This window comes from Bradyrhizobium sp. WYCCWR 12699 (genome assembly GCF_032144035.1).
Lineage (GTDB): Bacteria > Pseudomonadota > Alphaproteobacteria > Rhizobiales > Xanthobacteraceae > Bradyrhizobium.
In genome coordinates this window covers 213080-225979 of the sequence record NZ_JAVTJN010000004.1, presented here as the reverse complement: position 1 = coordinate 225979, position 12900 = coordinate 213080, and the positions used below count along the sequence as shown (strand labels likewise).

Annotated in this window: 12 protein-coding genes; 6 read left to right on the top strand and 6 right to left on the bottom strand. The window is 60.1% G+C overall.

Annotated elements, in window-relative coordinates; all coding sequences use genetic code 11:
• Nucleotides 1-6 precede the first annotated feature (6 nt).
• From RPS27_RS04525 to RPS27_RS04515, 3 genes are read left to right on the top strand one after another with little or no spacing between them, the layout of a single operon-like run.
• A complete protein-coding gene (locus RPS27_RS04525; protein WP_128929569.1) occupies nucleotides 7-1155 on the top strand; it encodes a CBASS cGAMP synthase in 1149 nt (382 codons plus the stop codon).
• Nucleotides 1148-2836, top strand: a complete 1689-nt coding sequence (locus RPS27_RS04520) for a ThiF family adenylyltransferase (RefSeq protein WP_164934235.1) — start codon at nucleotides 1148-1150, stop codon at nucleotides 2834-2836. The genes RPS27_RS04525 and RPS27_RS04520 overlap by 8 nt, the downstream gene beginning before the upstream one ends.
• Nucleotides 2833-3285 (top strand): Mov34/MPN/PAD-1 family protein, encoded by a 453-nt coding sequence (locus RPS27_RS04515; protein WP_128929571.1) that lies wholly within the window; start codon nucleotides 2833-2835, stop codon nucleotides 3283-3285. Before RPS27_RS04520 ends, RPS27_RS04515 begins: the two co-directional genes overlap by 4 nt.
• Before the next feature lie 28 nt (nucleotides 3286-3313).
• On the opposite strand, the gene RPS27_RS04510 is transcribed toward RPS27_RS04515, so the two are convergent.
• Nucleotides 3314-4210: a hypothetical protein gene (locus RPS27_RS04510; protein WP_128929572.1), complete on the bottom strand. Its 897-nt coding sequence runs from the start codon at nucleotides 4208-4210 to the stop codon at nucleotides 3314-3316.
• A gap of 617 nt (nucleotides 4211-4827) precedes the next feature.
• Nucleotides 4828-5409, bottom strand: a complete 582-nt coding sequence (locus tag RPS27_RS04505) for a hypothetical protein (RefSeq protein ID WP_128929573.1) — start codon at nucleotides 5407-5409, stop codon at nucleotides 4828-4830.
• 157 nt (nucleotides 5410-5566) lie between these two features.
• On the opposite strand from RPS27_RS04505, the gene RPS27_RS04500 reads away from it, so the two are divergent.
• Genes RPS27_RS04500 through RPS27_RS04490 form a run of 3 tightly spaced genes read left to right on the top strand, consistent with a single transcriptional unit; the run spans nucleotide 5567 to nucleotide 8762 of the window.
• Nucleotides 5567-6565, top strand: coding sequence for a hypothetical protein (locus RPS27_RS04500; RefSeq protein ID WP_128929574.1), 999 nt, complete (start codon nucleotides 5567-5569; stop codon nucleotides 6563-6565).
• Nucleotides 6559-7047 carry a hypothetical protein gene (locus tag RPS27_RS04495; protein WP_128929575.1) on the top strand — a complete coding sequence of 163 codons (489 nt, stop codon included), beginning with the start codon at nucleotides 6559-6561 and terminating at the stop codon, nucleotides 7045-7047. Before RPS27_RS04500 ends, RPS27_RS04495 begins: the two co-directional genes overlap by 7 nt.
• On the top strand, nucleotides 7044-8762 hold the full coding sequence (locus RPS27_RS04490; protein WP_128958738.1) for a hypothetical protein: 1719 nt from the start codon (nucleotides 7044-7046) through the stop codon (nucleotides 8760-8762). Before RPS27_RS04495 ends, RPS27_RS04490 begins: the two co-directional genes overlap by 4 nt.
• Here the strand turns inward: RPS27_RS04490 and RPS27_RS04485 are convergent.
• The 4 genes from RPS27_RS04485 to RPS27_RS04470 form a co-directional block, all read right to left on the bottom strand.
• Nucleotides 8737-9918 carry a radical SAM/SPASM domain-containing protein gene (locus RPS27_RS04485; RefSeq protein WP_128929577.1) on the bottom strand — a complete coding sequence of 394 codons (1182 nt, stop codon included), beginning with the start codon at nucleotides 9916-9918 and terminating at the stop codon, nucleotides 8737-8739. The genes RPS27_RS04490 and RPS27_RS04485 overlap by 26 nt on opposite strands.
• Before the next feature lie 245 nt (nucleotides 9919-10163).
• The gene (locus RPS27_RS04480) at nucleotides 10164-10370 is read right to left on the bottom strand and encodes a hypothetical protein (RefSeq protein WP_050631493.1); all 207 of its coding nucleotides are present in this window, start codon (nucleotides 10368-10370) and stop codon (nucleotides 10164-10166) included.
• Between the two features lie 294 nt (nucleotides 10371-10664).
• On the bottom strand, nucleotides 10665-11696 hold the full coding sequence (locus RPS27_RS04475; protein ID WP_232995576.1) for a nucleotidyl transferase AbiEii/AbiGii toxin family protein: 1032 nt from the start codon (nucleotides 11694-11696) through the stop codon (nucleotides 10665-10667).
• 9 nt (nucleotides 11697-11705) lie between these two features.
• Complete coding sequence (locus RPS27_RS04470) at nucleotides 11706-12374, bottom strand: DUF6088 family protein (protein ID WP_128929578.1); 669 nt, start codon at nucleotides 12372-12374, stop codon at nucleotides 11706-11708.
• Nucleotides 12375-12900: the final 526 nt, after the last annotated feature.

Genomic DNA, 12900 nt, shown 5'->3' with positions numbered 1-12900 from the left:
TCGGCCATGGCCAACGTCTCGAAAGTGCTGCACGCGTCTGGCGACGCGGCGTGTTTCCTGAAGAACCTGAACATCGCCGATACCGACCGCGCGTGCCTCATGGAAGCGCGCGAGAAGGTTCGAGATTGCCTGCGCAAGACGTTCGCGGCTTTGACCAAGCAGGAGCTCGGCGTGACAGTCCATCCCCGGTTTTTCACGCAGGGCAGCTTCGCATATCGGACCATCAACGATCCGTGCTGGACCCCGCCGCAGCAGATGGACCTCGACGACGGCGCCTACCTCCCGATGACGTTTATCCAGGGCGTACAGCGGCCTTCCGTCGCCGCTACCGCCTTCTTCAAGGTGGTTGACGCCGCGCTCGAGAAGCTCGCGAAGGAAGAAGGCTGGCAGTTCGGGAAGAAGCCGACCTGCTCGCGGCTGGTGATCTCGTCGAACTCGCACATCGACGTGCCGCTGTACGCGATTCCAGATGCGGAATTCGAGAAGCTCGAGAAGCAGATGAAGTCGTTCGACGCTATGGCCCGCGATGCGCGCGTCGACAGCGATGATCGTTGGGACGCGCTGCCGTCGGACTGCGTCCTGCTCGCCCATCGCGAGCACGACTGGATCTCGTCGGATCCGCGCAAGATCCGGGACTGGTTCGTCGAGGCCATCAAGATCTATGGTCCGGTGCTTCGCCGCGTCTGCCGGTACCTGAAGGCCTGGCGCGACCACCACCGCCCCCATCTCGACGACGTATCGTCGATCCTTCTGATGGTGTGCGCCTTCGAAGCGTGCGAGGACCTCGGCCGTCCGAACGTTCCCGGCCGTGACGACCTGGCGCTGCTGCGGATCGCCGAACGTCTTCCGCGCCTGCTGGAAGGCCCGGTCTACAATCCCACCGACCGCGACGAGCGCGTCGACGGCAGACTGAGTGCGGCCAGCCGCCGTATCGCGATCGACATGGCCAAGAAGTTCGATGCGGAGCTCACAGAGATCGTCGAGAAGTGCTTCGATCCCGAAGAAGCCATTGAAAGGCTGACCGCATTGTTCGGTGACCGCATTCCGGATCAGATCGATCTCGTCGACGTCACCAAGGCCGCGCATGCCGAGATACGCTCGCATGCTCCGAGGATCGCCGCCGCCCCCACGGTCGGCAAATCGACCAGTGCCTGAGCGGGACGACGATTCTGTCCGGCGCATTCACGACGCCTTCAGTCAGCGCAACTTCCGGCGCGACTTTTCGCGTCGTGGCCTTCACTACATCGGCCTTCTCGACGAGACCGGACTCAAGGTCCCGGCGGTCGTATCCGTCGACGACCTCGACTTCATCAGGCCTCCGGTCATTTGCCTGACCGACCCGGAAGCGGGATCGAAGGGGCAGGTCCCGCATGTGCTCCGCTCGGACGGCACGTTCTGCTATCTCGACCGCAAGAGCGTCGTGCTCGACCGCTACAAGCCCGCCGAGACCATCATCCAGTGCCTCGAGCGTGCGGACCAGGTGCTGCGTGACGCCGTAAGGGGCCGCCTGGTCGACGACCTCGCCGAGGAGTTCGGCGGCTACTGGTCGGACGGCGAGGTCTTGGTCGATCTGCCCCCTTCTTTCGAAGGCGACGCGAAGGTCCACATCCTCAGGCTGGACCGCGATCCGGAGCACAAAACCATCGTCGTCTCCCACGACAAAACAAGTTTCGCGAAGCTGCACCGGAGGAACACCGTGAAGGATCCTGGTCCAGGTATCCTTTGCCCGATAATTCTGGTGCCGCCGCTTTCGTTCGATCCGAAGCTGCCGTGGCCGCCCAAGGATCTGGCGCAGCTCAACGGCTGGCTGAAGAAAATGGCCCCCAATGCGCTCGGATCGATCGAAGCGGCGTTCGCCAGGACGAAAGATCTCCACATCCAATGGATCTGCCTGTCCGCGCCGAACGGAAGGTTCTTCGTATCGGCGGAGATCGCCAAACCCTATCGGACGCCGGAATTCCTGAAGAACAGGCGAGCCAGCATCGCGCGAACGCTCGATCGGATACCGGCCGCTGTCGAAATTTCGGGCTATGTGGGAGTCCCCGCCGATGAAGGCTATGTCTTTTCGAGGAATCTCGGTCACATGAAGAACCTCGCAGGAAAGCGCATCCTGCTGATCGGATGCGGAACGGTCGGCGGATTTCTTGCGCAGCACCTGGCTCAAAGCGGTGCCGGCGCCGGCGGCGGAAGATTGATGCTCGTCGACGACGACGAACTCCAGGGCGCGAATCTCGGCCGGCACCTCCTCGGCGCGCCGTATCTCACGTGGAACAAGGCCGAAGCCTGCGCCGATTTTCTGGGCCAGCAGCTGCCGCACCTGGACATCGGGTTCAGCTGCGATTCGATCATGAAGCAGCTGGCAATCCTGCAGCGGTACGACCTGTGCATCGATGCCACAGGCGAAGAAGCGCTGTCGATCGCGCTGAACGACTACGCCGTAAGAAAGCGTCCTGACTTCCCGCCGATCCTCTATACTTGGCTCGAAGGAAACGGTGCCGCCGCCGTCGGCTTCATGTCGCACGATCCCGATCTCGCCTGCTTCAAGTGTCTGAAGGTTGAGCTCGCAGGCGAGAAGAGATTCCGGCTGCTACGCGAGGGAGTGGAAATCGAGACCGCCCGGAATCTCGCGTGCGGAGACGCCCACTACATCCCCTTCCCCGTGTCGCGGGCGGCTAGCGCGGCCGGCCTCGCGTGCGACATGGTTCTCGATTGGGCGAACAACGGCGAGCGTCATCGCTGGCGGTCTCTCACGATGGATCATCGGACCGCCAACGAGGTGAAGGACGGCAATCCCAAGCGGGTCGTCAAGTGTCCCGCCTGCGGCGGAAGCGCATGATCTTTCTCGCGAAGGGCCGTCTGGTGACCCTCGCCGACGCCGTCGCGCAAGAGCTCGCGCGCTTCGCGGCTCCGCCGGAGTCGGATCGCGAGGCCGGCGGCATACTTTTGGGACGCTACCGAGGCCCGCACGTCGAAGTATTGAAGTGCACGACTCCGATGCCGGAAGACCGCCGCACCCGCTTCGGATTCGTGCGGCAGGACAAGGGCCATCAGGAAATCGCGAGCAGAGAGTGGTTCGAAAGTGGAGGGGCCGTGAACTTCGTGGGCGAGTGGCACACCCATCCCGAGCGGCATCCAACGCCGTCCTGGGTCGACCGGCGGTCGTGGCGCAAGCAGTTGCGAAGGCACAAGTCCGACCCTTTGGTATTCATCATAGTCGGTACAGCCGCGACGTACTGTGAGATCGGCTCCGACGGGCACCTCGTCGCCATGGGCAAGATCGGTTGAGCCGGCGCAAGCGCTGATCTCCCGCAAATCACAAGCCGAAGTCCCAGGTAGGCGAGCCGAAATGAATTCGGATCAGCCTAGTGAGTGCGGAAACAGATTGCGCGCTTCCTGCGATCAGCTTCAAAAGCCTCTTGCCGTCATCCATTTTATCGACTGCGAAGAGCGCCAATGCGCCCTTCATGACGGAATCGCAATCCTCGTTCGAGGCGACCGATCCAGCATATTCCACCTGATTGAAACCGATCGACAACCAGGCGCTGGCCATGTCGAGGAGCCGATTCCTTCCGCTGCCATCCGGTTGCATGTGTTTGTCCAAGGCGTGGACTCCATGCGCCAGAACGTAGGACAAAAGCTTGCCTGACGTCGTCTGAGGCGAGGGGTCTGCGATTTTCTCGAAGCAATCCGGCTTGGTTCGACAGTAATTCTGGTGATGCCGGACGAAGTCCAATCCCGAGATGTCCGACAACGGAAAATCATCCGCAACCATAAACTCTGAACAGAAATCCGGATGCCACCGCCACTTCCCGTCGACACGCCTCAATGGGCCGTCATCCTTCTCCGGATCGTACTTCGTCACCAACGGCGAAGCGATATCCTCGAACGCCATGAGAAAACGGAAGGCCGGCGGGTGGTAGTTCGGCATCGCCTCGACCCAGTAGATCTTCTTGTGTTTGACGAGTTTCTCCCAATCGAACTGAAATTCGACGGTCCCATAGAGTGACCCCAGCGACCAATTATTGGCCGACAGCCAGGTGACGCTGATGCGTGATTTGTTGAGCCGGCTCTTGTCGAAGACAAGCCCGGACTTTATCCGTCCGTCCTCGATGATCCGGCGGGCGACAGGCAGGTGCACGATATGCCGCACGGTAGTGAGTTCGGCGTACTTGTCGGCAATCTTGTATCGCTCCCATTCTGGCTGGGGCATTTCAGTCCTCGGTTGTCTTCGAGCTCCAAGTGTCGGAACCTGCCCTATCTATCGAACGAGAGGGATCGTCCTTCCGTCAGATCGCCAAGGAACGCGGCGCAACGCGATCTATCGGAGCATAGAGCAGACCGTCTCCGCCGATCTGAACCGGTCCGTCGCTGCGGCGCGCCCTCGCGTCGAGGCGTTGGCCTGCGAGAGCTCTCCGGATGACATCCGCATCGACCCCTACGAACCGGATCGAGTTCGGCATCGCTTGGGCGAGGGTCTGAGCTTGACCGAGGGGAAACGGCAGCACGCCAAGCGGCCCAACGGGTACGCCTAGATAGGTGGCGGAGTCCTCACCGTCAGACCCGAGGAACGCTCCCTCCAGAGGCCTGTTGCCGCCGGCAACGTGCTCCGCCAAGAGCTGCGATGCCATCTCGCTGAACCCCATGCCGGCCAGAAGGTAGCCGACATGAGCCCGGGCAATGTCCTGAACTATATCGTCCCGTTCGTGGGCCGACGGGGGTTCGCCGTGCGTGTCCGGATCCAGCACGTAGAGGAAAGCACCTCGTGGTGGGATTTCGACCCCCCAACGCGACATGACCGCCCAGCCCTTTGCGCGAACCGCGGTCCAGCTATTCCTTCCCGGCCACGTTCCGCAATCTCTCGACCACGACTCCCTTGAGTTGGCCGTCGGCAGTTTTTATAGGACCAGGCAACCCGGTGCCGGTGCCGTTCGATGCCTGACTGGTACCCTTTGCCTCGGCGACCGCAACTCGACCCGATCCGGAGCCGCAGATCCAATCCGGAAGCTCGGTCCCCTTTCCGGCTAGTCTGGTGACACGCAGACGCTTCGAGACGTTCGTTGGATCTCCGTCGATCGGTGTGAACCAATCGAAACCGTGGTATCGGGCGAGGTAAGCCCGGGCGAAAAATCGCCCGAACAACCCCGAAAACGCGCGCCGCATCTCCTTGCCGCGGCCAGGCCCCTTGCCCTTCCAAATGAGTCCGTCTCCGCCGGGGACGAGGAGCTCTTCGAACAGCAGGGCCAATGGCCTGCTCGATCCGCCACCGGTCTGAAGGAGCTCTCCGATGGCACATGCGGCCACGAAATCGGTATCCACCTCGCATTGGCCGCCGGGACTTATGCCGGAAAGCAACTCCTTTGGGCAGGCGCTGGGCGGCCGGACTACATAGCGAATCTTGTGAACGCTCATCTGTCCCCACGCCCCTCACAAATCTCCGTTAAAATCTAATACCATGCACGAATGTCGCAGCCTTTCCTCCCGCGCGACCATGGATTCACTTAGATTGCGCCGGACTTGTCCTGCAAGCGAAAATTGAGCAAAATTCTACCGTGCGGAGACAATCGACGTGGATGCATTCGTTTTTCTGAAGGGATTGCCAGCCGTTCTCGGCATCGTGGGCTTCTTCGTCTATCTCTGGGCCGGCCAGTACCGCATCGGCGGTGACCTCATGAAGGGCGTCGTCGATAAGCTGCGCGCCGCTCCAAATGTCGACATCAAGGATTACGCATCGCTCACGCCGACGCGCATCGGTCAATTGATCGAACGGGACACGGCCGTCCGCAGTGTGGTGAACGATCAGGACGTGAAACTGATCCGCCTCATCGTCATTCTCCATAACGTCTTGACCTTGATAGTGCTTCTAGTCTGCGCCGCACTCGTCGGCCTCGGCATTTGGCTCATCGCAAGGCCTGAGCCCCTGTCAATCGTGGCCAGACCGCCCGTTGCCGCACGTGCGAACGCCGACCTCGCGCTGACCGTTCTCGATCTGGTGAAGGTCGAATGGGATGCGAAGGGGCTGACCGAAAGCGTCAGCGTTTTCCTAGAGAACGTCGACACGAATGCGAGAACGAGCAAGAAGGCGGTATTGGCGGACGTCCGGAGCGTGACTTTCAGTGCCGACGATCTCCACGACGTCGCGAGCAACCGGAATTATCGCGGTAAGAACCGGGTACGCACGGTCATCGAATGGAGTGGACAAACCGTACATTCGGACATCGCGGATATCCTCGTTGGAATCAAATACAGGCTGATGGTCGGTGGGAAGCTGATCACTCCGCAGGGAAGCCGGTCGATAAATACTCTTTTGGCTACAATCGACGACAGTACGGAGCAGATGCCACGAGAATATTGCTTTTCGGTCGACTTCGCCGGCTGGAGCCACTCGAACTCGGCCTTAGTGGCTCCCCTCAAAGCCTGCAACTCCAAGGCGGAGGTGAACCTGCCCTTCCTTCAGCAGGTCGAATGGGGCCGCCCACCCGGCCTTGTTCTCAACGATCCTCTGGCCGACAGACCTATTGCTCGGCTGTGCATTGCCGCGCCGCAGCATTCCGGCAACAATTGCTGACGGACCATGTCGATGGCGGCACCTGCACTGCCTTTCCTTGGAGAGAGATCATGACGGAAGTGAATAGTGAAAACCTCAAGAAATGGGCCCTTGCTATCGTCGCCGAGGTCGAGCCTGACGACACGTTCGTCGTGGAAGACGGCTTCGATGCGCTGGTGGAAGAATGGCATCGCGCGGACGCACAGGATGAGGGCCGCTTCATCGGCGGGGCCGAAGTCGCGACTTTCGCCGCCATGGTCGCTCCGTTTCTTCTGGCGTTCTTCGGGGACGTCGCCAAGGACGTCGTGAAGGACAGAGTAAAGACGGCCATAGGGTCCCTGCTCGATCGGGTGCTGGATCGTCGTGCCAGGAAGGACGACGTGGAGAAGCTTCGCAAGGAAGTGTCGTCGGCGATCAATAAGAGCCGCTTCTCCGCGGCCGAGAAGGCTAAACTCGAGGCCGGTTTCGCCAAGCTGTTTGCCAAGGTTGGCCCGAAGAAATGAAGGGGACCCATCCCAGGAGTTTGCTGCGCCGCCTCGGCATTTCCGACGGCCCCGCCGCGGCGGCGATCATCATCTCGGTTTGTCTGCAGTATCTTTTTCTCGCAAAATTATGGGAGGGCTACCCGATACGGTACATGGGCGACGTCATCCATCAGAACGTCGTGCTTTCGATGATCGGCCTGACCGTGCTTGGCGCGATCGTCATCGCAGCTGCATCGCTGTACCGATGGCGAAACGGAACGAATGCCGCGTCGAAACTAGAACGACTTGCCGTGAACCCGTCCTTCGATCCCATCCGATCAACGCTGGAGCAGATCGCGGCACGTTCGACCCTGCGTTCGCAGCCTCGCCTCCTGTACACTCCGAAGAACGGTGACGCGTTGGAAGCCAGAGAACGCGTGACGCCGTCCGGCGATGCGGTCGTCGTCGGTCTCAATCAGCGTGCTAGACAACGCGATCAACCACGTGCCTTCGAAGCCATGATTGGGCATGAAGTATCGCACCTCGAACTTGGCGAAACCTGGCTTGAAATTTGGGCAAGACGCGGCATCCTCCTGCATTTTCGAACGCTCGGCTGGGCGGTCGCGATATTCTGCCTGGTGCTCGGTTTCATCGATCGCAGAGGCATCGGCAGCCATCCCCCTTTCGGAGGCTTCATTCCGGTCTTCGATGGCGCTATCTTTGCCGGCCTGTCCTCCCAGTTCGCGGTTCTGATCCTCTCGAGCGCGATCGTTTTCGTCTATTCATACTTCTTCGTCGTTCGCCGCGAGCACATCCACGATTTCCGCGGCTCCCAACTTGCCGGAACGGACGCCTTGGCCGACGTCTTCGCCGCCCAGCAGCCGCCGGCGTTCCGGCCGTTCGACGCCTTCAAAGATTTCTTCAATCTGCATCCTGATCCGGCCGCACGAACCCGCGTGATCAGAAATCGTGACCTGATCCTGATTTCGGTGATCCTGTATCCGTTGGTCATGTCGGGCTTGCAGCCGTTGACATTGTTGCTGACGGCGGGCTGGCGCGACTTTTTCGGCGTGGCGAGAGAGGCTTGGAATTTCGGCCTGACTGTCGCCTCCGGCCTCTTCCTGTATGCCGTTCTGCGCGCTGATCTTGCAAGGTTGGGTTTGGGTCTGCTTTTGGACCCACGTCGGTACGCCCTGTTCGTTCCGATCTACGCTCTGGTCGCGGGTCTAGCCACACAGATCCCGCGCATCGTGCTGGAAGTCCTATACGGCTGGCGTCATGAATTTTCGCTCGACCAGATCGCCGATCGGATTTGGAGCGGAACGCTGATCGGGGGTGCTCGCATCGCGCTCATGACGGCCGCCATCCTCGGCCTGCTCGCCTTCCTGAACGGCGTCCGCATCGCCGCAACCGGCGAAACAAGGCCGGGCAAATGGAGCGCTATAGGTGACGCGGTTGCCGCCATTCTGGTGGTCGGAGCGTTCACCATCGCAAGCCTATCGAGCCTTCAGTTCGCTATCGGCGTGCTGGCATTCTGCGCGCCTCTGATCTTCGCTTATGCAATATTGTTTGCATTAGTTTGTCGATGTCTGGACTGCGGTCGCAGGCGCACTTCTGCTCTGCGGCTGTCGACGCGATGCAGTTGCGGGAGGGACCATTTGTCTCTGCCAAAGCTTTGGACTCGACATCCATTCGAGGTCCAGCTGTCGGTACCGAACCAGGTGGACATCAAGGGTCGAGAGAAGCCGGCCTAAACTGGTCGGACTCGGCGAATGTGAATTCGCTTTCCTGGAGGGCCACTCCGAATTGCCAGGCGATCTTCTGCGGCAAAGCTTTGCGCCAGTACAAGCTCTGCTCGTGCAAGGAATGCGAGTCGCCTTCCAAGTGCTTCTTCGGACAGCCGCCCCAACAGACCGGAAGGAACGAGCAGCGGCTGCAATTGGGCTGCCGCGTTGGGTCGAAGCCGGTCCACCAGGCCGCATCGCGGCCGGGCACCATGTCGCCTCCGGCACGGCGGATGGCGACGGGGCGGTCCTTCTCGCCCACTTGAAGCCCGCACCGATAGTGATTGCCGTCCGCTCCGATCACGATCGAATCGTTGGCCAGCGCTGCACAAACGGAGGTCCTTGGCAAAGGATAGAGCGAGCGGGTTGTGGTTTCGTCGAGAGTTGCTTCGTCGGGGACCATCTGCCGGGACCGTTCGCGAAGTCTCTCAAACTCTTCCTCAGAAAGCTTCGTGCGGCTAAGAAATCCGGCGCGCTCGGAAAAGTCGGATATCCGTGCGAGTTGAAAAACGCACGGAAACGCTCTGTCGAACCAGCCGCGGTCCTTGCAGAAGGCGATGAAGCCGTCCAAATCGCATTGGTTTCCGTGATCGGCATTGAACCTTACGTCGACGCGTACCACCTCGAGCAATCCGTCGACCACCGCGGTCGCCTGATCGAACGAGGAGACAGACGGATCGGGCGCCCTGCCCCTTCTATATCGGCGTCTCTTGTCGTGGTTCGGTTTGAGGCCGTCAAAGGAAATCTGCACCTGCCGGAGGCGGTGTCGCCTCACGAAGCCGGCGATGTCGTCCGGCCAGCATGTCCCGTTCGAAATTACGGAAGCGGAGTAACTTACCCCGATCTCCTTGCATAACGATTGAAGCGCAGCGGACGCTGCATCGATGAAATCGACGTTGAGGAGCGGCTCTCCGCCGTACCAGTCGACGTGAAGGCTGTCCTTACCCGACGCGACAAGGCGCTGTCGGGTCCAATCGACTATCGCCGGAACATCGCCTTCTGCGAGAGCATCGCGGGATCTCTCTTCGTAGCAGTAGTAGCAACCCAGGTTGCAGTCCTGCGTCGTCGTGAGGGTGATGACCATAGGCGTCCGTCCACGCGCATGCCAATAGCGCTCGCGGATCATGTCTAGCTCGTCGAATTCGTGGTCGACGAGAAAGCCCCCTCGCCGTAGTGTGGCGAGGAGCGTACGCGGGATCGTCTTGGCGGCGACCCTCCGCGGAGGACCGCAAAGCAGCTGCGCAAGCTCGCGCGCGTCCTGGCCCGACAGCCGAACCGAAGCGCCCGTACCCGCGTTGTACAGGACGTTGTCGTCGCCTAGCGGGACGCAGAAGTTGTAGCGCGATGATCGCAGACGATGCCGCGCTGCAGTCACTTGTCGATATCGACGATGGCGAGGCAGATATTCGTGCCGTACCCGCAAAGCCGAGCACCGACGCGACCGGCCTTCTTCAGATCCGGAGTGATAGTTTCGACCTGAACGACGTGCAGCTTGCCGGGTCGGACCTTCAACTTTACGTCCTTGTCGTCGGAGACGATCAAGCTCACCTTCGGCTTCTTGGTCGGCTTTCGCGCCATGGCTTCCTCCCGCCCCGTTTCCGTGAACAACCTATGGTCGCACATTCTTCGCAATCGTCAAGTGCAGCCTTTTGCCCGTCCGAACTTAGGAATCCCTGACGGCGGCGTGCGCCTGGCATCGAAGCCGTATCGAGGCTAAGCGTCCAGCGAACTCGTTTTCAATCGCTCCACCGGGTTTCGCCGATGATGTGGGTACCCGACTTCGCGACGGCCGCCGACGGCAGGCACGTCGGCAAGTCCATCGGCAGGGTTGTAGCCGGTGGAGGACCGATTGAGACTTTGGTCAGGTGGCGTTCAAGGTCGCTTCGGCTGCTTTAATCTTGCCGAGGATATCCTCGAAAGAAGGGATCCTCCGAAGATCATGCCGGCCATCTTCTGGTAGTCCGCCTTCAAAGGTTCGAGCATGCCGTCGACCGGTACGATACCGAACGTTCCGGGAGTCGCCTGGTCGAGATCGAGAGGCTTCCGGTTGAAGTAGAGGCGGGCATGGCGAACGCAGCTTTCCGCGAGCTCCAGATCTTTAAGTGCGGCTTCGCCGTGTTCGGAGGTCAGAAGCCGGAATATGTCGTAGTAATGGCGCGACAATCGCTGCCCGTCCTTGTAGAGCTCCCCTCTGTTCTGGAACCAGTGTCGCTGTCCGTGTAGGATGATGATCTTGTCCCAGAACGTCCTCTCGGGCTTGATCGTCAGCACGTTTGGCACGGTGAGGTCCAGGCCGTCGGTGTCGGTGGCAGAATATGGACTGATCGTTTTCGTCTCATGCGGATCGAGCGCCGACTTAGCGCCGGATTCGATCTTCACGACGCGTCGGACGTACCGCTCGTCGGAATCCGCGAATGCGCTTGGATAGTGGAAGAGCAGGGATTGAGCGTCGGGGTCGTCCGGATCGGGCTCGATCTTGAACGTCAGTCCTTCGAGCTCACCAGCGGCGAAGTTCGTCAGCGCGTTCTGGAATTCGCCGTTAATGAAACTGCTGCACCGCTCCTTTATTTCGTCAAGCTTTCGCTTGCGTTCGTTCGATCCCATCGCGCGGAGATCGTCATCTGACGGGAAGTTTTCGCCGGGCAGGTCGTCGCGGAATACGGTGATGTCGATGTCTTCCGAGAACCGCTGGATCAGATCGAAGGCCTTCGAGAGTGACGTGCCGCCCTTGAAAAGCAGACGCTGCTCGATGCCCGCCTTGTTGTAGAGCGCGTCGAGGATCCAACAGACCCAAAAGTCCTTTTCGATGTTCTCCGGGGGGCACGAGAGACGCTGTCCGGTTTGTTGGAACAGTCCCCGCCGGTCTTCAGCGCTTGCTCGAATGATCTGCGGCAGGTCGGTCATGATCGCATCTCATTGGCCGCGGATCGGCGGGAGCGGATCTGGCGCCGTTGCGTCGGACTTGAGGATATCTTTTACGATAGGAACGAGCCAGTCGGGGAGATCACCCAAGTGGTCCTGCAAATCCTTTCGCATGCGGTGCCCGTCGTCGCCGTCGTTCAGGATGGACTTGAGGCGCTTTGCGATCTTGTCGCCATCCGAAGGAAGAACGTCGCGCAGCCAAATCAGAGCTTGCACCAACTGCGCGGCCGGGCGGTCAGCCCACAGAAGTCGACTTGGCGCGACTTTCTTGAAGTCGATGACCATTTGGTCGAGTTGGATCGGCTTCACGCGGGCGTCCGTCCACACGACCACCTTCGCCGGGACGGCGTTGGTAAGTCCCAAGTTGTTGGCGGCGGTTATTCCGTCGACCAGTACTTTGGCGCCGTCCCGTCTCGCGACCGCCTGAATCACCGACTTGTAGTCCGGTGGCGAAATCTTCTTCGTCAGTTGGTTGGTGCGAGCAAGATCGTAGAGACCTTGGTCGATGCGCCTGATGCGGTTGTCACTCCGGAGGCGGTGGAGGGCGACGTCGACAGCCGATCGAGTGCCGGTGTCCGCAAAATCGCGTGCGGTCCATACCTTGCTCGGCTGAGGGTCATGGCTCATCCGATCGTATATCTGGTTCGCTGTGCTAGCCATTTTACGGTTCCCTTGTAAGAAATTTGCGCCTTAAATCTTACAAAGTCAAGACCGCGTAAGAAATATGACTCATATTCCTTACGGCCGTCTAATTTCGGCGCCGGAACATATCGGAGCAGCGAAGCACCACGCGATGGGCCTCTTCCAGGAGCCATCGCGAGATTTCCGGCTGTTTCGGCGTCTTTGCCCAGTCAGATTACGTAAAATAGAGGATTCCCTCGGGTTGGTTTGGAAAAGTGCTAATTTACTTAGTATGGCTGAGCAAAAGGACAGAAAGCTAAACAAGCTCGAAAGGACTCTCCCTCAGGGGCTTCTGGTCGATGCTGCCTGGATGGAACGACAGGGTTATTCCACCAGCCTGCGCAGCCAATTGGCGCTTGATCCTGTTTTGTTCTCATCTAGAATATATTCCCAATAGAACGGCTCGCCCTGAGGCGTGGCCTTACGTCGACATGTCGTGATGCCTTCCGTGGAAAATCCCCCGGCCAGGTCGATATCGGCGACGCGGATGTGGACATCGAGAGCG

Bases quoted from the DNA above. Each gene is read 5' to 3' on its own strand.
- RPS27_RS04525 (WP_128929569.1), top strand. From the start codon at position 7: ATGGCCAACGTCTCGAAAGTGCTGCACGCGTCTGGCGACGCGGCGTGT.
- RPS27_RS04515 (WP_128929571.1), top strand. From the start codon at position 2,833: ATGATCTTTCTCGCGAAGGGCCGTCTGGTGACCCTCGCCGACGCCGTC.
- RPS27_RS04510 (WP_128929572.1), bottom strand. From the start codon at position 4,210: ATGCCCCAGCCAGAATGGGAGCGATACAAGATTGCCGACAAGTACGCC.
- RPS27_RS04505 (WP_128929573.1), bottom strand. From the start codon at position 5,409: ATGAGCGTTCACAAGATTCGCTATGTAGTCCGGCCGCCCAGCGCCTGC.
- RPS27_RS04490 (WP_128958738.1), top strand. From the start codon at position 7,044: ATGAAGGGGACCCATCCCAGGAGTTTGCTGCGCCGCCTCGGCATTTCC.
- RPS27_RS04485 (WP_128929577.1), bottom strand. From the start codon at position 9,918: ATGATCCGCGAGCGCTATTGGCATGCGCGTGGACGGACGCCTATGGTC.
- RPS27_RS04480 (WP_050631493.1), bottom strand. From the start codon at position 10,370: ATGGCGCGAAAGCCGACCAAGAAGCCGAAGGTGAGCTTGATCGTCTCC.
- RPS27_RS04475 (WP_232995576.1), bottom strand. From the start codon at position 11,696: ATGACCGACCTGCCGCAGATCATTCGAGCAAGCGCTGAAGACCGGCGG.
- RPS27_RS04470 (WP_128929578.1), bottom strand. From the start codon at position 12,374: ATGGCTAGCACAGCGAACCAGATATACGATCGGATGAGCCATGACCCT.